Annotated in this window: 12 protein-coding genes; 1 reads left to right on the top strand and 11 read right to left on the bottom strand. The window is 38.6% G+C overall.

The features are described 5' to 3' along the window. Positions 1 to 101: 101 nt before the first annotated feature. Positions 102 to 296, top strand: coding sequence for a rubredoxin-like domain-containing protein (locus tag KJS44_RS04580; protein WP_008689276.1), 195 nt, complete (start codon positions 102 to 104; stop codon positions 294 to 296). A gap of 92 nt (positions 297 to 388) precedes the next feature. Here the strand turns inward: KJS44_RS04580 and KJS44_RS04575 are convergent, their stop codons facing one another. From KJS44_RS04575 to KJS44_RS04525, 11 genes are all read right to left on the bottom strand, one after another. Then, the gene (locus KJS44_RS04575; RefSeq protein ID WP_008689277.1) at positions 389 to 1,096 is read right to left on the bottom strand and encodes a Bax inhibitor-1/YccA family protein; all 708 of its coding nucleotides are present in this window, start codon (positions 1,094 to 1,096) and stop codon (positions 389 to 391) included. 63 nt (positions 1,097 to 1,159) lie between these two features. Continuing rightward, the gene (locus tag KJS44_RS04570; RefSeq protein WP_008689279.1) at positions 1,160 to 1,945 is read right to left on the bottom strand and encodes an N-acetylmuramoyl-L-alanine amidase family protein; all 786 of its coding nucleotides are present in this window, start codon (positions 1,943 to 1,945) and stop codon (positions 1,160 to 1,162) included. Beyond that, positions 1,942 to 2,775 carry a hypothetical protein gene (locus KJS44_RS04565; protein ID WP_017144607.1) on the bottom strand — a complete coding sequence of 278 codons (834 nt, stop codon included), beginning with the start codon at positions 2,773 to 2,775 and terminating at the stop codon, positions 1,942 to 1,944. Before KJS44_RS04565 ends, KJS44_RS04570 begins: the two co-directional genes overlap by 4 nt. 4 nt (positions 2,776 to 2,779) lie before the next feature. Beyond that, the gene (locus KJS44_RS04560) at positions 2,780 to 3,223 is read right to left on the bottom strand and encodes a YaiI/YqxD family protein (RefSeq protein WP_017144606.1); all 444 of its coding nucleotides are present in this window, start codon (positions 3,221 to 3,223) and stop codon (positions 2,780 to 2,782) included. Then, the gene (ilvA, locus tag KJS44_RS04555; protein WP_008689286.1) at positions 3,216 to 4,415 is read right to left on the bottom strand and encodes a threonine ammonia-lyase; all 1,200 of its coding nucleotides are present in this window, start codon (positions 4,413 to 4,415) and stop codon (positions 3,216 to 3,218) included. Before ilvA ends, KJS44_RS04560 begins: the two co-directional genes overlap by 8 nt. Before the next feature lie 246 nt (positions 4,416 to 4,661). Further along, positions 4,662 to 6,359: a hypothetical protein gene (locus KJS44_RS04550; protein WP_008689288.1), complete on the bottom strand. Its 1,698-nt coding sequence runs from the start codon at positions 6,357 to 6,359 to the stop codon at positions 4,662 to 4,664. A gap of 167 nt (positions 6,360 to 6,526) precedes the next feature. After that, positions 6,527 to 8,218 (bottom strand): proline--tRNA ligase, encoded by a 1,692-nt coding sequence (locus KJS44_RS04545; protein WP_008689291.1) that lies wholly within the window; start codon positions 8,216 to 8,218, stop codon positions 6,527 to 6,529. A 167-nt stretch (positions 8,219 to 8,385) separates the two neighbouring features. After that, positions 8,386 to 13,497 (bottom strand): diguanylate cyclase domain-containing protein, encoded by a 5,112-nt coding sequence (locus KJS44_RS04540; RefSeq protein ID WP_008689292.1) that lies wholly within the window; start codon positions 13,495 to 13,497, stop codon positions 8,386 to 8,388. A 135-nt stretch (positions 13,498 to 13,632) separates the two neighbouring features. Beyond that, positions 13,633 to 14,859, bottom strand: a complete 1,227-nt coding sequence (locus KJS44_RS04535; protein WP_008689294.1) for a peptidase U32 family protein — start codon at positions 14,857 to 14,859, stop codon at positions 13,633 to 13,635. A 173-nt stretch (positions 14,860 to 15,032) separates the two neighbouring features. After that, positions 15,033 to 18,815, bottom strand: a complete 3,783-nt coding sequence (locus tag KJS44_RS04530) for a leucine-rich repeat protein (RefSeq protein WP_017144605.1) — start codon at positions 18,813 to 18,815, stop codon at positions 15,033 to 15,035. A 170-nt stretch (positions 18,816 to 18,985) separates the two neighbouring features. Continuing rightward, on the bottom strand, positions 18,986 to 19,885 hold the full coding sequence (locus KJS44_RS04525; RefSeq protein WP_008689302.1) for a peptidase U32 family protein: 900 nt from the start codon (positions 19,883 to 19,885) through the stop codon (positions 18,986 to 18,988). Positions 19,886 to 19,956: the final 71 nt, after the last annotated feature.

The raw sequence follows: 19,956 nt of genomic DNA, 5'->3' as shown, positions 1-19,956 counted from the left end.
TGTGACATTTATGTGATTTTCGTTATTAAAAAGCAAGTTAAATGACACATTTAAGCAAATATGTTATACTTAAAACCAAGGAAAGAAAAGGAGGTTGGCAGATGGCTGTAACAACATATATTTGTGGAATTTGTGGCTATGTATATGATGGTGACGACTTCTTAAAAGAAGCTGATGATTATCGTTGTCCATTATGTGATCATGGAAAAGATGCCTTCAACGAAAGAAGCTTTGACCATGAAGTAAATTTAGCAAGTGATGAATATCACCGCGTGAAAAAAGAAGAAACGAAATAATGTTGGATGTCCGCTTTGGTACATCCTTTTTTTCTTATCATGAAAAAAGATAAAAAAAAGGCATAGCCTGAAACAGCTATGTCTTAAAGTGCTTAATCTCTATTTCCTACAAAGCGTAAGATATATAAGAAGATGTTAATGAAGTCCAGATATAAATCAAAAGCTGAATAAATTGACAACTTGCTCAGCATACTTTCATCACCTTCATAGCTATGATACAACGCCTTCATTTTCTGTGTATCATATGCTGTTATACCGGTGAATAATAATAAGCCAATTGCTGTAAAGCCGCGTGTCGTAATATCCATACCCAACAATGTCATCACAACTTCTACGATAATCAACGTTAATAAACCACCCATCAAGATTGGCCCAAAGCGCAATAGGTTCATCTTTGTCGTATAGCCGATAATGACCAAACAGCCAAAATATACAGCCGTAATCCCAAAGGCAATACCGATAGAACCTAAGTCATAGACAAAAGCCAGTGTGGAAAAAGTGACTCCCATTAAGATGGAATATGCCACAAAAAGAATGCGTGCCGTCGCTGCTTTCATTTTCGCCAAACGTGCCGCGAAAGCAACGGCTACACCAAGCTGCGCAAATAACAACAACATAGGCGCTATTGGATAAGATACATATAAGCGCAAAGTCATGTTCGTTGTTACCATGCCAAATGCTACCAAAGCCGTAATCAATAAGCCAAGTCCCATCCACGCAAATGTTTTTATCGCATGTTGTTGTATGGTTGTGACATGATATTCGGTTTCAAAATTTAATTCATCATTGTTATGAAACATACATATACCTCCTGTTTAAGTTATAGTATACACTTTTTTATGAAACTTGAAAACTGAAATCCTTTAATTTTTTAATCCGAGTGCTTTTAAAACACCTGTACTGATGGCCTGTGCAATTCGCTCTTGTCCTTTCGCATCACTTAATATGGAAACATCCTTGGGATTGGAGATAAACCCGGTTTCCACCAGAATACTAGGAATTTGATTATAATACAACAGTGATAAAAAAGATTCCCTATCATCCCGCAATCCACGGCTTTTGGTATAGCCATCCGTACGTAAAGCAAGTTCCATATGCTCAGCGATTTTCTTACTGCCTGATTGACGGGTACTGTACCATACCTCACTGCCCGCTGTCTTATCCTTTGCTTCATCACTATAATTGGTATGTATGGAAACAAATATATCCGCTTGACTGGCATTCGCCATGTGACTGCGGGTATTTAAATCATCTACATTATTACTTTTCCATGAGATTGTATCACTTTCTCTTGTATACAACACCTGTACCCCTTCCTGCTTTAACAATTCTCCTGTCTTTAAGGTAATGGATAAGGTGATATCTTTCTCTTTTTTCCCTTGTTTACTTTCGCTCCCCGCATCATATCCGCCATGACCGGCATCTAGCATCACTTTAAACTTTGCCGCCTTTTGTTTTTGCTGTTTTTCTTTCGCAAGCTTTTGTTTTTGCTGTTTTTGATACTCTTCCATCAATTTTTGCTGACGCTGGGCTTCTTTTTTATTCATTCTATCCTGTGCATAAGATTCACGTATCGCAGGAACAATCAAAAAGCATAGCACTAACAGCGTAAAAAAGATGGCATGACGCTGTACGATATTGCGCTTCATGAAGACCTCCTTTCTAAATCCTGCAAAATGTCCATGATGATATCGTAAGATTCACTCTTTTTATCCAACTTATTTTGATAGCGTAAAAAGATCTTGCGCGTTTTTTCTTCATCATCATCTAAATAAGCCAAGCCATAATGCAAGATGACATCCGTAGGATCACTGTGCGTCTTTAATAACTTTAAAAACAGCTGTTCTCCCTTCACGGAGTTAAATGTAAGATAGGCTTGCGCCTGTTCATATTGTAGCATGACTTTGGTGAAGGTATTCGTTTTCGTGAAAATTTGTAAATATTTATCCACAAAAGCGACGATGCGTTTGGCATATGGTTTTTCTTGTCTTGCCAATTGCTGCATGGTATCTAGCATTTCCGCCAGCATGCTTATGATATCAACACCATCATTTACCTGATAAACGATACCTTCAAGACTATCCAAGGAAAAGGTTTTGGCCAGTTTCAGCACCTTGCGAAAGTTCATTTCCAGTGCATCCACTCTTTGCTGATCATCTGATAGTTGCATAGCCTGTACAAAATCACGGGATACTATCCCATAATGAATGAACGAAAACGTTTCGCGTCGAGCAATTTCTAACACAGCCTCATCTATGAAATCTTTGGGATATGGGCTATTGTCGTCTTGTATGATACAGCTATCAAATATGGCATCCGCCACTTGCAGATCATTGAACGTTTTTTTCAGGCTTTCATAAATTGCTTCATAACTCCAGTCGCAGCCTAATAACTGTAAATGACGTTGCAGTTCTTCCTTTGACATTTGTTTCAATTGCACCATCATAATGTCATAGGGGATTTTTTTATGTGTATTCAATTTATCACTCCAATAACTCACATACAACAGCATATAAAGCTTTTAAAAAGGCTTTATCATCTTGCGGTGTACGCTTTTTCATATGACCATAGCGTTTTCTTTGACGGCGTATATTCGCTGCGTCACTTCGCTGATTCAGCAAAGACAGCATGTTGTTATCACGAAAGCGCAAACCGTTTTGTGATAAGGCATGTGCCTGTCTGCTGAGGACCAGTGCGGCTAAGCCATAGTCTTGAGTTATTACAATATCATCTTTTTTTACTTTTTGCAAGATAACGAAATCCGCGCGATCCTTTCCTTTATCGGTAATCACCACTTCACAAGCATCATGCATAAAGCTATGTGAGCTGTCACACACCAATATGACCGGTATAGAAAAATGCTCTGCGATCATAAGCGTTTCTTCAATCACAGGGCATCCATCTCCATCAATTAGGATCTTAAACATGTTCCACCATATGTGGATGATAGCCATTTTCTTCCAAAATATCCAGCACTTCTTCAATATGTGCCTGATTGTTTGTCTCAATTACCACCCCAACACGACACTGATTAAATAAGATACCATTCTGAATACGATTATGGTTTACAGAAATAATATTGGCTCCGGTACGTGAAATCAATTCGATCATGCGTGATAAATTTCCCGGTTTATCGGTAACATTCATATTGATCACCGCCTTGCGTCCTGTTTTGATCAATCCAAGGTCAATGATCTTGGACAGCAAGTTTACATCAATATTTCCTCCGCTTAACACAGCAACGCATTTACGATGAATAAGATCAACTTTTCCAAACATGGCTGCTGCCACACTGACGGCACCAGCTCCTTCTGCTACCATCTTCATTTTTTCCAATAAAACAAGGATGGCTGCCGCAATTTCTTCTTCACTTACCGTTACTACTTCATCTACATACTCTTTACACAATGCATAGGTCAATGTTCCCGGTGTTTTTACGGCAATTCCATCCGCAATCGTACTGACCTCTTTTAAGGTCATGATCTTCTGTTCCTTTAAGGATGTTTTCATGCTCGCTGCTTTTTCTGATTGTACACCGACAATACGGCAATGTGGACGCAAGGTTTTGATAGCATACGCAATGCCACTAATCAAGCCGCCGCCGCCAATCGGTACGATGACTGTATCCACATCCGGCATTTTTTCTATGATTTCCATACCGATGGTTCCCTGGCCGGTAATCACATCTTCATCATTAAATGGTTCAATAAAAACAGCTCCGGTAATTTCCTGCAGATTCTTCGCATATGCATAGGCATCGTTAAAGGTATCTCCTTGCAATTCTACCTTGACGCCATATGCCTTTGTAGCTTCTATCTTGGAAAGAGGTGCTGTTTTCGGCATTACGATCGTTCCCTGAATGCCCATTTTCTTACAAGAATACGCAACCCCTTGTGCATGATTACCAGCACTTGCCGCGATGACCCCTTTCGCCTTTTCTTCCTCATTCAAATTCGAAAGCTTATAATAGGCACCCCGCAGCTTAAACGCTCCTGTGCCCTGTAAATTTTCGGCCTTGATCCATAAATTATCATGAATCTTTGTCGCATGCACCAATGGTGTTTTACTGATGATTGGTTCTAAGACACGTTTCGCATCTTCAATTTTCGCAATTTTCATATCGCCCGCTTTACCTCCGTTATCGATAATTTTATTGTACTATGTTTTTCTCTTCATGAAAAGATGCTTTTCTACAAAATAGATACATTTATTAAAAATTGTACTTATATCGCGAACACATTCATCAATTAAATGAACACAGCAATTCACGTATGCAAGGATAATCAACAGCCACCAAAAGCAGAAGATACCGACCCAAAAAAAGACACAATCAATTCAGATCATGTCCTCTTCCTGTTTTATGCATTAGTCCTTTTCAATAAAATCTAACAACTCTTTTGCAGCCAAATTAATACCATCACGGTTTTCTTTATCAAGACCTAAATGAGTATAAATTTCACCAACAAACACCCCATTATCACGCAGTGCCGTAAAAACCTCATCAATCAATGGATCACAAACATCCTGTTGTTGCATTGGTCCAAATGGATTTGCAAAGTATGTGGTAGAAATACCGACTTCCTGTGTCGTTCCCTTCGCCATACGCTTTCCTTCCTTACAGGTTGCTTTGGCATCTTCCAGATTCTCAAAGCGATGCAATCCGGATTCATTATCATAATTATTGGCATAGGCGAATAAATCAATCTTATGATTCATTGCGACAACTTCATATGGTGCTGCCGGTGTAATGACACGCGCATTATTGCTAGACTCCGGATTCATAAAGATTGAGCGATCCATATCACGATATGGTGTACCCGGATCTAGATCATCCAAGCGAATGAAGGCACCGATTTCCGTACCTTGTCCATATGGAACGCCATCCTCGATATGAATGGTTCCCATATCATCAAAGACAACTTCAATATCTTTGATAACATCTTTACCTGCAATCTTTAAGGCTTCAATTGATTCTGACTTACCTGCGCCAGAATCCCCCATCAGCATAATTCCCTTGCGTTTGCCATTGTGTAAGGTAATATTAACGAAGGCACCATGGATTGGCAGCCAGCCATGCTGCATCTTTCTTAAATTGTGCAGCGTCAGACACATTTTTTTCATATAGCCGAAATATTCAATCTTTTCATCATAAGTTAAGCTTCCGACCCAGATATCATCAGTTGCATCATAATGGAAGACTGTTTCATTTTTATCATCTTGATTACCAAACAGACAGATCAGATCTGGTTTTTTACGGCATTCATCTTCCGTAGCCAACTCAAATAAATTTCCTAATGAAACAGCACTGGAGATAAAATCACGATGAAAGTATACAAAGGCTAATAAAGTTCCGATCTTGCATGGGAAGCAGAACCATTCTTCATCACTGCCAGTAAAATACGTAATTGGATTTACGTCTGTTTCCGTAAACATACCGGTACGCTTGTTTGATTTTGGATGTAAGATCATCGGTGTGCGCAGCATGATGGAAGTAATGAATGGAATATCTTTTAAGGCATCATACGTATTTGATAACTTCGGCTGTTTTACACTTACCGCAATCGCTGCATTGGTTCCGGCCTGCATTTGCCGATATACGCGGTTTTTTCTCCCCATTAAAGATTCTTCTAAATTACGATATAATGTCAATACCATATTATTGAAATTTGAGTCCGCCGTCACAAAGCTGATATCCTGCAAAGCACTTGCTGTTCCCGCCGTAACAACGGAAAAACGCTGATGCTTCTTCCAGAAATTATACATTTCTTCTAAAAATTCTAATAATCGTCCTTTATCATTCAGATAGGAAGATTCAATTTCATCAATTTTAAAGATACGCATCATACGGAACAGACGCAAAAGATCAACGGTTGCCTCGCGTGCTGTCTTTCCGCCTACGGCATAATAATATAAGTCTTCATTGTTCTCTTTCAGATAATCAATAAAATTGTGTACATAGTTACTGAAGGTACTGGAATTTAAAAGCTGATCTCCAGTGGTAGCATATCCGGCGCTGAAATTGACAATCGCCAAATCGTTATTTAAATATAATGTTTCTTTCATAATCTGCTCCTTTCAACCTTTTATCTTTTGTGAAAATAAAGTTTTATCAACCCTATCGTTCTCTATTATACAATAAAGCGAAAAAATAAGAAAGTGTTTTTTTGTAATATTTTCATAAAATGTAAATTCTTTCATGAAAATAACAATACCACTTTCTTACCTTCTTCTTACTTTACTATTTCCATCAGCTTTGCTTTCGTTTCACTGATCAGCCATTCTTCGTTTTCTGATGCTGTACGCGCGCGGAATTCCACCTTGCCATCCACAGCTCCTCTTCCTACCGTTATCCGATAAGGGATGCCGATCAGCTCCATGTCCTTAAATTTTACGCCTGGACGCTCTTTTCGATCATCCAATACGACATCAATACCAGCAGCACTTAGCTCTTCATACAAGGCGGTTGCTACACGCATCTGTTCTTCATCCTTGATGGCTACAACGACGATCGCCACTTGATAAGGCGCTACACTGGCAGGCCAGATGATACCGGATGCGTCATTGTGCTGTTCTACAATTGCCGCCATTGCTCTTCCTAAGCCAAAGCCATAGCAGCCCATCTGTACCGGATGCAGCTTATTTGTTTCATCCTGATATTCTAAGCCAAGACTTTCCGCATATTTCGTACCGAGTTTAAAGGTATTTCCTACCTCAATTCCTTTCGCAAAGGTTAAACGATGTCCACATACCGGACAGATGTCACCTTCTTTTACCTGTGCAATATCCGCAATCATAGAGACTTCAAAATCTTGAACGTTCACATTTACGATATGGTGGTCTGTCTGATTTGCGCCGACAATAAAATTTTTCATATGCGTAACTTCACGATCCATGATGATCGGACATGCAATTCCAATCGGACCGGCAAAACCAACCTTCGCATGTGTAACACGTTCTACTTCATCAAAATCGGCCAATTCCATTTCATTTGCCTGTAACAACTTCAAGACTTTGGTTTCATTTAATTCTCTTGTGCCCTTTAACAAAAAGGCATAGGTCTTACCATCAACCTTATAAATCAATGTCTTTACAAAGTCATCAGCTGCTTTCTGAAAGAAGGCTGCTACCTCTTCGATCGTCTTGGCATCCGGTGTTTTGACAACTTCCATTTGACGAAGTTCTGCCGTGTCATCCGATGCTTGATCCACAACTTCCGTAATTTCCAAATTACTGGAGAAATCGCAATGCTCACAGCCAACAACCACATCTTCTCCGATTGGAGTAATGGCCTGGAATTCCTCCGACAAACTTCCCCCCATTGCCCCGGTATCTGCCTTAACGATCTTATATGTTAAGCCTAAACGCTCCATGATCTTTTTATACGCATGAAACATCTTCATATAGGATATATGCATACTTTCCTCATCCACATCAAAGGAATATGCATCCTTCATGATAAATTCACGCACTCGAATTAAGCCATAACGAGGTCTTGTTTCATCACGAAATTTGGTCTGAATCTGATATAGATTATAAGGGAAATCCTTATAAGAGCTTCCTTTCATGGTTGCCGCTATGGTGAAAAGTTCTTCATGCGTTGGCCCCATGACATAACGTTTCTGGTAACGGTCTTTCAAAGCAAACATATTTGCCCCAAAGGCTTCTCTACGTCCGCTTTTTTCGTATACTTCTTCAGGAATCAGTACTGGCATCAACAACTCCTGTGCACCGGTTGCGTCCATTTCCTCACGTACAATCGTTTCAATCTTCTGTAATACGCGCTTTCCCATAGGCATGATCATATAAATACCGGAAGAGCTTTTCTTGATCATTCCTGCTCTTACCAGTAAGTTTCCACTGACACTGTCTTCATCCTTCGCATTTTCACGGATGGTATAAAAGAAACTGTTACTCAATTTCATACTGTACTCTCCTCATCTAACTTTATGATTCATCAATAATCTTCTGTATTTTAGCATGTTTTAGAATAAATGTAAATTTCTGCTTTTTTTCTTGTTGATATTTTTAAAATCGGCTAGAAAAGGCATTATTTCAATCAGAACAGCTTTGAAACAATGCCGCATGTGACTTACCATTCCTGTGAAGGTATCGGCTTACCATAATAATATCCCTGAATCAGATAGCAACCCAATGTTTTTAATATTTCCACCTGTTCTGCATATTCAACTCCTTCAGCCACAACCTCAATCTGTAAAGCCGCACACAGTTCCACCATACTGGAAATGATGGCTCTGGCTTTATGGTTACTGATGATATCATCCATTAAACCCTTATCCAGTTTCAATACATTAAACTTAACACTGGATAAAAAAGCAATATTACTATATTTAGATCCAAAATCATCTAAAGACAGACGATAGCCTGCTTCTTTTATTTCTTTACATTTCTTCTCCATGGTCGTTCTTTCAATATCACCGACGCTCTCTGTAATTTCAATTTCGATCCATGCACGTTTGCAGGCATAGCTTTTACTGATGTTGCTCATCCGCTGTGCCAAATTGTCTTCCAATAATGTCACACGTGAAAAATTCAAAGAAATCGGCACACATGCTTTGCCTTCCTTTTCCCATTTACATAAGATTTCATGAACCTGCCGGAACACAAAGAAGTCAATATAATGAATGATGCCTAACTTTTCCAGCATCGGAATAAAGCGATTTGGCGCTACGATCGTTCCATCCGCATCCTGATAGCGAATCAAAGCCTCGCCACCAATGATGGCATTGGTTTGTGAATTTACTTTCTTCTGCAAATACACCTGGAAACGGCCTTCCTTAATTTCTTTTAAAATGCCTTTTAAGACATGTGTATTATGTTTGGTGTGTTCGCCTTGCAAACAACTGTAATTAAATTGCTTATTGATCAGTCTTTGCTCATCCGCATGGGCAATCAGCTCATCCAACTGCTTATTCGTATCACTCCATACAAAGCCGATGGATACATCACAAATCTTTTGCATACGTTTTTGCAATTTCACAACATGATTGGTAAACATCTCATTGCTCATATCTTCTACGATCACCAAAAACTCATCCCCGGTAAAACGATAGACATTGCCATTCACAAATATCTTTTCCATTACATGTGCAATGCGACGGATGATATCATCACCATAAGCGTTTCCGTATAGATGATTAATATCCCGCAATCCATTGATATCCAATGAAACTACACCCAATGAAATTAATCGTTCTTCCATGAGTTCCTGACGGTATTGCTGATAGCTTGCGCGATTTAAAGCACCACTTAGATAATCATGATAATGCATATACAATTGTTTCTTTTGCAGTTTCATCTTCGCCAATTCATTGCTTAAATAATAACTTAACATCCGTAAGAAACCGGGATGTTCCTTATGGCACGTATAATTGTCGATGCCAAGATAACCAATAATCACTCCATTATCCTGCATACATGCCAACATGCTGCTATGAATGCGTAATTCTTTTAAATATGCATATATCTTAGGATCTTGGTCTTTTAAGCTTTCTACATCCTCTAATACCTGTACACCAAACAGCAATTCTTTTAAATTCGCATTATTAATAGAATTCGGCTGTAGCATATATTCATTCAATTCTTTGATAGAATCCATACCATCTTTGCGTACTTCATATAATTGCATAGTATCGCTATAATCAATCAAATATGCGCGATCTCCGCCATAATAACGCATGAGTTGCTCAACGGCACGATACAACGCTCTAGTAAAAGACTTTTCCAGATTCATTGAATACAGTGTTTTTAAGAGCATATCCTCACTTGCCTTATCTCCTGTGAATAGCTCCTGCATAGTCAAAGGCTGTGGTAAAGGTTGTTCGACTTCTTTTAGCACATAACAATTTCCACCTTTTTCTTTGGCTTGATGAATGGTATCAAAAGCAATATGAAAGAGTTCATCACTTGTTTTTGGCTGATGCAGCAGGATAATGCCACAAGATAAGGTAACCTTAAAGTTCATATCAGAAAACATATAAGGAATGCCAATCGTCTTACGAATATATTCAACGATAGCACAGATATCCTGTTTGGTAGCCTCACTGCATAACCATAACGCAAATGTTCCATCTTCCATGCGTCCTACGATTTTTCGGCATGCGAAACCAGTTAGTAACAAGGCTGCCAATTCTTCCTGAATACGCTCAACTCCGGCCATATCGATACGTGAAAATTCTGATTCATGATCGATTTCAAATAGTAAGAAAGCTTCTTTTTCATGAGCTTGATTTGGTAGTTTTAAGGCTTCCTTTAACACTTCTTTGAAGGTGTTTTCTTTATATACATTGGGAAATACATCCATTTCCGGTTTCTTCTTCAATGCCAATTCAATTTTTTTGCGATCATCAATGTTCACAAGAATACCATGTAAATATAAATCACCACTTTTGGCATCCATGAATAATCGACCTACACTGTTGACCCAGAACAAATGACCATCTTCATCTTTGCAGCGGTATTCACAATTGATAAGTGATTTCCCTTGGGCATATGCATTTTGTAATGCTTCCATATTCAGTAAATGTAAAAAGCGTAGACGGTCTTCCTCAAAAGCCACATGCTGTGTGTGCAGCTGTAATAAATCTTCAAAACTTTCTACTGTATCATAGGAGTCTACCATTTTGCCTTCTATTTCCATCATGCACTCTTGTGTCAGATTCATACGAAAACGTAACAGCATGGCATCGGAAATAACGATATGGCGCTGCATTTGATGCTGATAATATGCCTGCGCCGTTTTTTGTTTCGTTACATCTTCGCCAACGGCTACCGCATATCGTGCTTTTTTATGCTGATCGTAAATGGTTGTGTAAGTCACCCTTTCCCACCACCAGCCATCATGGTTTTTATTAGCGGTAAGGATATCTCTTTGGATATAAGGAACCCCATTTTCAAGCTGTACATACATATCTTTAAGCGTCGGCCAGCTTTCCGGATGAATTAGGTTTTGCTTTCGCAATTCTTCCGGCATATTGCATGTGATCGGCTGCATTGCATGACGATCCTTACCATTCTCGCTCATATACATAATTTTCTTATCAATATCATATTCCCATACACAGATTTGCGCTTCCTCTAAAGCCGTACGATAAACCAGTTCCTTGTGTGTCAACGCCTCCATTAGCGTATGCTCTCTTGTATGATCCAACATGACGCCCTTCATCTGCCATTGCTGATGTTCATCTTGTTCCAAAGCACCACTTAAAAACAGCCATTTTTGATTGCCTTTTCCAGTCGTAACCGAAAACTCACATTTTATAGTTGATTCTTCCTGTTTTTTTGCTGTTTGTAACAACTTTTTTATCCGCTTCCTATCATCTTGCTGCAATATGCGAATCCATTGCATATGATACGTGTCCTGCATTTGCTGAGGCGTTATTTCTAACAACTCATAAAATGATGCATTGGCATAACACAATGTGAAGGCTGCATCCAAAGTGATAATAAAAACAGCACTGCCTCGAAAACTCTGATATAGGTTCAGCTGATTCTCACATGCTTTTTGTTTCTGTATGTTCACACAAAGCATAAAAACCGCATCTTGTTCTTCACTGTGATGGATTCGTTTGCCCTTACCACTGATCCAAATAACCTGATTGAAGCGATCGCAAATACGAAAAGATACCAAAAACTCCTGCTTTGTCTGCAGCTGTTCACGAATGCTTTGTTCAGTTTTAAATCGATCTTTGGCGAAAATCGTTTCTAAAAAATGGCCATTAACTGCCTCACGATATGTTTTTTCATCCTCATAACCCAAAAGTTTCAGCATGTTGTCATTAATATAGTAAAAAGGGAACCCTTCTTTTACATACCATCCAATCATACCGTCCAAAACAAAATCTGCCATAAACTGCACCATGGCATCATCTAAAAACGTTTTTGTAATAGATGGTTGGTTTAAGATGGCATAAGAATGCTGCTCTTTTTTGGACTGATACACACTATAACGATTCTTTCCCTCTTTTTTCGCTTGATACATTGCCCTATCCGCTGCCTCTAACAGCTGATGAAAGCTTTTCCCATGTTTTGGATAATAGCTTACACCAATGCTGCAATTGACCTCATGGTGCAATTTTTGCATCATATGATGGCTAAACATCTGCTGGATAGCTTTGATTTTCGTAATTACCACATCTTCATGAGGAATAGCATTGAGACATACAACGAATTCATCTCCGCCGATGCGAGCTGCCGTATCTTTTTTACGAATCAGCTTTTGTAAAGCTTCTCCTAAAAAGAATAAGGTTTCATCGCCAATCGTATGTCCATACCTGTCATTCACAAGTTTAAAATCGTCCACATCAATCAATATAAAGGCCATCAATTGTTCATGCTTGCTTATATATTCTTCAATTCTTCGTACACATTCTCGGCGATTATATAAACCGGTTAAAGGATCTAAAGCCGCCTCTTTGCGTGATTTCAAAATTTCATTCTTTTGTTCATGGATATCCTTGATCACCCCTAAGATTTTCATTACCTTACCACTTTGATCACGCAATGCTCTGGCCTGCGCAACTACCCAACGATAACCTTTATCTTGATATTTCAGGCGATATTCGCAGCGCATGGCATCTTTACCATGAAACATAGATTGGAAAGCATCTCGTATAGTGGAAACATCTTCTTGATAAATAATCTTGGCTTCAAATAAAGAATTCGGAAACCCTGTTACCGGTATCTGATAACCAAACTTGCGTTCAAAGTTTTCAGAATAATAAATTTCTTTTGCCGTTACATCGTATTCAAATACGATATCCTGTGTCAAAGATAACAAAAAAGCTAAACGTTTATCACTCAGCTGTAAAGCTTGCTCATTTTTCTTCTCACGACTGATATCATGAAAGATACAATGAAAGGATGTCGTATGATCATTGGAATGTGTAAGTTGTGCACTTATACTCACCCATTTTATCGTTTTATCTTTGCATGTCAACTGACTTTCGCACATAAAGACATCACCATAAGACAGTTGCTTGCGTATTTCACGATGGAGCTGTTTATCTTCTGCAAGTAGAATGGAGAATAAGCGATTATGAAATTTATCCGCAAATTCTTCCTTGGTATAGCCAATAAAATGATACCAGGCATCATCTGCATGAAGTATCGTAAAATATTCATCACTGCAACAGTCAATGACACCGCCTGTTAATGGTTGCTCTACTTGCTTCGCCTTTCTCATGCTCATATCTCCTCGTATGGATTCCATAGTACTTTTATTATACCACTCTTATGTTAGGAATAGGCGTTTATTTTATTCAGCTATCAAATAACTAAAAAAATCAGCTTCTTTAGGTAAGAAACTGATCTAAATTGCTTAATATATGGCACTGCGATCCTTTTTCATCACTTTTCGTATCATCGCATCTTTTTCCATTACGCAAGGCACCTTTGCAGTAATAATTTGCATGGGTGTTTTTGCCACTTCCATTGCCTTTCCATCTTTATCATACAGCTCTGCAAATGTAAAGCGAGTGGTGGTAATGTGGGGACCGAATACTTCGGCTTCAATAAAAGGCTTAAAATTATTTCTTACTTCCAGGGTCGCAATTTGTGTATCGGCATCATAAGCCAAGACATACGCAATGAATTCCTGTGTGACACCGGCTCCATTGACCCCATAGAGTTGTGCTTGCGGTAAAGGTTGTCCTTCATAAAACCCTATCGCAGTTGGGCGGTTTTCTGCTTTTGCTAATTCTTGATAATACCACAACAGACGTTCTTCGCTTAAGTTTCCCTTTTCATATACTTCATCGATTAATAAACGATAGGTTTTAATCAACGTCGCAATATAATAGGCACTCTTCATACGTCCTTCTATTTTCAAGCTAGCAATTCCTGCCTGTATGAGATCCGGAATAAAACGAGCTGCCATCAAATCCTTGCTGGACATCGAAAACAAATCCTGTTCATCATGCAGTGGGCGCTCTTTTTCATATAAGCGATATTTCCAGCGACAGCTTTGGGCACAGCCACCGCGATTGGCATCCCTGCCTGTCATATTGTTGCTTAACACACATCGACCGGAGTAAGAAATACACATACCGCCATGTATGAACACTTCTAATGGCACTTGTGCATGTTTAGCTGTTTCTTGAATTTCCTTTAACGTCAATTCACGTGCTAATACCACACGATCCATACCTTTACGTTTCCAGTAATTGGCTGCACTGGCATTGGTGGAGGAATGTTGTGTCGATACATGTACTTCCAGTTTTGGTGCATATTGCTTGGCACACATCATGATGGTAGGTGATGCGGCGATGATCGCAGTGACACCAATACGTTCTAATTCCATGAGGTATTCCTTTAAACCTTCCATATCCTCTTCATGGGGCAGCATATTCACCGTCACATGTACATGGGCACCATGAGCCTGGGCAAATTTTACACCCTCTGCAATATCCGCAAGGTCAAAATTGCTGGCACGCGAACGCAAAGAAAACTGCTTCCCACCTAAGTAAACGGCATCTGCGCCATATAAGACTGCTATTTTTAAACGCTCTAAATCACCAGCTGGTGCGAGCAGTTCTATTTTCTTCATAGGGATTCCTCCTTACATACTACGTTTAAGCTCTACCATTATAATATAAAGATGACGTACATGAAAGTAGATTCCCCATTTTTTCTACGGTTTAATAATAACCATCATAAAAAAAAGAAAGTGATGAATCCACATGCATCACTTTCCATTCTGTTTTCTTATGCCGATAGCCCTTACTTTTTTATACGGATTGCTTTAACACTGCTATAGCTGCCATACACTTTAGCTTTCGTAGAATCATATTTATAAGCTCTGACCTTTACATAATAGGTCTTTTTCGTTTTTAAAGCTGTCAGCGTTTTCGTTAAAGCACTCGTATACGTACTTTTTACATTGGATTTAAAGCGTTTATCAGTTGTATACGTAATTTGATAGCCACTTGCCTGAGCTACTTTCCGCAGTTTGACCTGCATCTTTTTCCCTTTTAGATTGGTTAAACTTGGTGTGCTTGCTTTCCCAACGCTTATTTTCGCCCATTTCGCATAACGTTTAATATCGCCTTTCGATTTTGTAGTGACTTTCGGATATTTCTTACGACAAGCCGAATCACTATACCAGCCCACAAAGCTATAACCTTTTCTTGTCGGATTTTTCAGCGTTATGTTCTGATTATAATAAACACTTGGATTTTTACTATCATTTTTCCCACCATTGAGATAATACGTAATCTTATATCGAACATATACGTTACATTTATACACCATGCCATTGCTTGCTTTGGCCGTTATGATGGCACTTCCACCATTTACTGCTGTGACTTTCCCTTTGCTATCCACTTTCGCAACTTTCGTATTACTAGAACTCCACGTTATGCTTTTATTGCTGGCGGTTGATGGATAGATGGAAGCTTTTAAGGTATACGTATTTCCACGGTTAAGGGTTTTACTACGAACATTTAGTTTCAGTGAAGATACCGGCGTTTTTACGGTAATCGTACATTTTGCTGCTTTCTTGGAACCATCTTTGGCGGTTGCGGTAATGATTGCCGTGCCATTTCCTCTTGCCGTTACTCTTCCACTCGCCGACACCGTAGCTACTTTCGTATTATTGGATATCCATAACAAATCAGTATTACTTGCCGTTGATGGTGACACTGTTGCAGATAAATAATATACATCTTTAGGTTTCATTGCCTTACTTGTCACATTTAATTTTACAGCACTTACCGGCGTTTTTACGGTAATCGTACATTTGGCTGCTTTCTTGGAGCCATCTTTGGCGGTTGCAGTAATGATTGCCGTGCCATTTCCTCTTGCCGTTACTCTTCCACTTGCCGACACCGTAGCTACTTTCGTATTATTGGATATCCATAACAAATCAGTATTACTTGCCGTTGATGGTGACACTGTTGCAGATAAATAATATACATCTTTAGGTTTCATTGCCTTACTTGTCACATTTAATTTTACAGCACTTACCGGTGTTTTTACGGTAATCGTACATCGTGCTGCTTTCTTGGAACCATCTTTGGCGGTTGCGGTAATGATTGCTGTGCCATTTCCTCTTGCCGTTACTCTTCCACTTGCCGATACAGTGACCACTGCAGTATTACTGGAAGTCCATATTAGCTCCTTATTGGTAGCATTAGAAGGCGCAATGGTCGCAAAAAGATCATACGTTGTTCCCGAAATCATCGTCTTGTCCGTTGTATTTAGCTGAATGCTGTCTACAGGAATCGGCACATCATACACATGATGGGGAATTCCTTCACGAAGCAAGGAAGCTTCTGTGATCGTATTTGGCATTGCCCATAGTTCCACATCATCAAATGAAAAATAACTTATTTCATTGATATTGTCAGGTAAAACTACTTTTTCAAGACTATTACAATTGTGAAATGCATTTTCTCCAATTGCATTTAGATTCTTTGGTAATGTGATTGTTTGTAAATTGATGCAGTCCGTAAAAGCGGAAAGTTCTATTTCCGTGATTGATTCCGGCAATACGATACTTTCTAATGTAGCAAAACCGGAAAATAAGAAACCGGGAACTTTCGGCATACCTTCTTCTAATGTCACGGTTTTAATTCCTGAATCTTGAAAAGCATACACACCTGAAGAAACCAGTGTTTTAGGAATCGTGATATCCTTTAATGCTTCACAACCGGTAAATGTATGATTACCAAGTTCCTTTAAACCTTTCGGTAATCTCAATTCCTCCAATGCATAACAGCCTTCGAATACGCCGTCACCTGATGAATCTCCCAACACGGTTAATGATTCGGGAAGTGCAATATGGATAAGGCTGACACAATCTTTAAAAGCTCCCTGATGAATCGTCGTTAAGTTTGATGATAACGATATATCTGACAGCATTTCACAGCCTTCAAAAGCGGAAAGTTCTATTTCCGTAATTGATTCCGGCAATACGATACTTTCTAATGTAGCAAAACCGGAAAATAAGAAACCGGGAACTTTCGGCATACCTTCTTCTAATGTCACGGTTTTAATTCCTGAATCTTGAAAAGCATACACACCTGAAGAAACCAGTGTTTTAGGAATCGTGATATCCTTTAATGCTTCACAACCGGTAAATGTATGATTACCAAGTTCCTTTAAACCTTTCGGTAATCTCAATTCCTCCAATGCATAACAGCCTTCGAATACGCCGCCACCTGATGAATCTCCCAAAACGGTTAATGATTCGGGAAGTGCAATATGGATAAGGCTGACACAATCTTTAAAAGCTCCCTGATGAATCGTCGTTAAGTTTGATGATAACGATATATCTGACAGCATTTCACAGCCTTCAAAAGCGGAAAGTTCTATTTCCGTAATTGATTCCGGCAATACGATACTTTCTAATGTGGCAAAACCACAGAATAAGAAACCCGGGACTTTCGGCATACCTTCTTCCAATGTCACGGTTTGCACATCGGAATTTGTGAATATATAAGGATGAGCTTCTTCTAAAGTCTTAGGAATTACAATATCTGTAAGTGCCGTACAACCATAAAATGTTTTAGCACCTAAAACCTTTAAATTATCAGATAATGTAATATCTTCTAACGATATGCAATCTTCAAATACACCTGAATCCGCATTTGAACCTAATTCCACTAACGAATTTGGCAATGTTATTTTTTTCAAATTGCTACAGCCTCGAAAAGCACCTGCTTCAATTGTTCTTAACTTATTTGAAAACGTAATATCTGTTAAATTTTTACAATCTCGGAATGTTTCATAACCGATTTCAATTACTGTTTCAGGAATTTCAATACTTGTTAATGTATTACAATCATTAAATAACCAAGCGGGAATTTTTTTAATATTATCAGCAAAAATCACGTTTCTTAATCCCGAACCTTCAAAATTACTAACACCAACCGTTTCTATATCTTTCGGTACTTGAATTGTTGTTAAAGAGGTACATCCTTTAAAAGTATTTGCACCTAAAGTGTTTAGTTCTATTGGAAGATGTACTTCATGTAATGATGTACAACCTTCAAATACACCTGAATCCGCATTTGAACCTAAGTATCGAAGACAATCAGGCAAATCAACTTTCTTTAAGTTTACACACCCCATAAACGCCCCATAATCAATACTTCGTAATCTTGATGGGAAACTGATTTCTTGTAAGGTTATACAATCTTTAAAAGCTTCATATCCTATCTCTGTAACGTTTTCCGGTATGACCACCGCAGCAGCATTTCCCTGATATTTCACTAACGTACTTCCAGACATGATAAAGTCACCTGCTGTCTTGACCGACTGTAAAGGTTTGGTTGACAGGATGACTTGCTCATCCAAGCTTTCTTTTTCAACATAATCTGATACAACTTCCATGGCAGAAACAACTTTCTTGCTCATCTGTTTCATTGCCAATTGATGATCAGATGATAATCCGGTAGCCTTTTGCATTGCATTTGCAATCGTAAAATCGCTTAACACCGTTGTAATGGAACATGTACAACACAAAAGCCCGGCAACTACTTTCTTCATTTGTAATTTCATAAACATTCTCACCTTTCTTTATCATGAGAATTATATAAAAATAACAAATGAATAACAACAAACACAAAACTGAATGTAAAAAATGACCGTTTTTATGTCAAAATACACAAAAAAAGCATCTCAATAAACCAATGAATTGAGATGCCCTATATCTTATTCTTATGACGTTTTTAGCCCTCTTTGACCTTGCTCGTCTTGGTATAATAAAAACCGTGTGTCACATGGTCCTTCTCATACTTCTTTGCATAAGCAGCAAAAACCGCTGTTGCGTCTTTTTCCTTATTCAGAATGGCATGATAAAGATCCAATGCTTCTAACACATAAGCGATATCATGAAACATGCCGTCAATGCGAAAATGACGAATTCCACTATTTAACAGCTCCTGAATTTCTTCAAAGCTCGCAAGCGTAAAACCGGTGAATACATGCGTACCCGTTTCATCTTCCACAATGGGCATATGTTCCTCACGATTTTCTTCCATCAAATATAAGTCATAGTTATTGCGTACTTGCTCATTTTTTCCTATAAAAGACATATAACTGCTTAATAAATTACGTTTGCTATGCATCATATTCAAACGACCATGGAGAATAACCTCACATTCACCATCAGTAAGCCGACCAATTTCACACATTTCCTGCAAGGTAATTTCCTTAGAAATAGTAACCATCTGAATACCTTCATCTAAATAATATTGCACATCACTGTGATTTGTAATTAACGTATCCGGATTGTAAATAAGCTTTTTCTTTAAGTCAAAATGTTCTGCCTCTAACAATACACACTCATCGCCATAATAAATACCATCCACATCTAATTCTTTCAATAAATGTAAATGCTGACGTAACGCCGGTAATTCTTCTTCCACAAAAAAGCGATTTACGGCCACATACATGCGTAAGGAAAGCCGTTCACATTCTTTCTTTATTGCTTGTAATTCCTCCACTGCAAAAGCATATACGCAGCGAACAGAAAAAAATGGTGTACCAATCAAAACACTATCTGCGCCATGCGCTTTAACTTTTGCCAAATCCTCGAATGCAAAAGGTGTTACAATAAAATCAGGCATAGAATCCATCCTCTCTAACCAAGCTTTATTATAATATAAGTGCGCATTGAAAGAAAGGATAATGTTTTTCA

It is taken from the genome of Longicatena caecimuris, from assembly GCF_018406465.1.
Taxonomy (GTDB): domain Bacteria; phylum Bacillota_I; class Bacilli_A; order Erysipelotrichales; family Erysipelotrichaceae; genus Longicatena; species Longicatena caecimuris.
Note: the sequence above shows the minus strand (reverse complement) of the source record. Positions and strands in the feature narration are given on the sequence as shown.

Coding starts and splice junctions, on each gene's coding strand:
- KJS44_RS04575 (WP_008689277.1), bottom strand. CDS start 1,096: ATGTTTCATAACAATGATGAATTAAATTTTGAAACCGAATATCATGTC.
- KJS44_RS04540 (WP_008689292.1), bottom strand. CDS start 13,497: ATGAGAAAGGCGAAGCAAGTAGAGCAACCATTAACAGGCGGTGTCATT.
- KJS44_RS04525 (WP_008689302.1), bottom strand. CDS start 19,885: ATGCCTGATTTTATTGTAACACCTTTTGCATTCGAGGATTTGGCAAAA.
- ilvA (WP_008689286.1), bottom strand. CDS start 4,415: ATGAAAATTGCGAAAATTGAAGATGCGAAACGTGTCTTAGAACCAATC.
- KJS44_RS04545 (WP_008689291.1), bottom strand. CDS start 8,218: ATGAAATTGAGTAACAGTTTCTTTTATACCATCCGTGAAAATGCGAAG.
- KJS44_RS04570 (WP_008689279.1), bottom strand. CDS start 1,945: ATGAAGCGCAATATCGTACAGCGTCATGCCATCTTTTTTACGCTGTTA.
- KJS44_RS04550 (WP_008689288.1), bottom strand. CDS start 6,359: ATGAAAGAAACATTATATTTAAATAACGATTTGGCGATTGTCAATTTC.
- KJS44_RS04530 (WP_017144605.1), bottom strand. CDS start 18,815: ATGAAATTACAAATGAAGAAAGTAGTTGCCGGGCTTTTGTGTTGTACA.
- KJS44_RS04580 (WP_008689276.1), top strand. CDS start 102: ATGGCTGTAACAACATATATTTGTGGAATTTGTGGCTATGTATATGAT.
- KJS44_RS04560 (WP_017144606.1), bottom strand. CDS start 3,223: ATGTTTAAGATCCTAATTGATGGAGATGGATGCCCTGTGATTGAAGAA.
- KJS44_RS04535 (WP_008689294.1), bottom strand. CDS start 14,859: ATGAAGAAAATAGAACTGCTCGCACCAGCTGGTGATTTAGAGCGTTTA.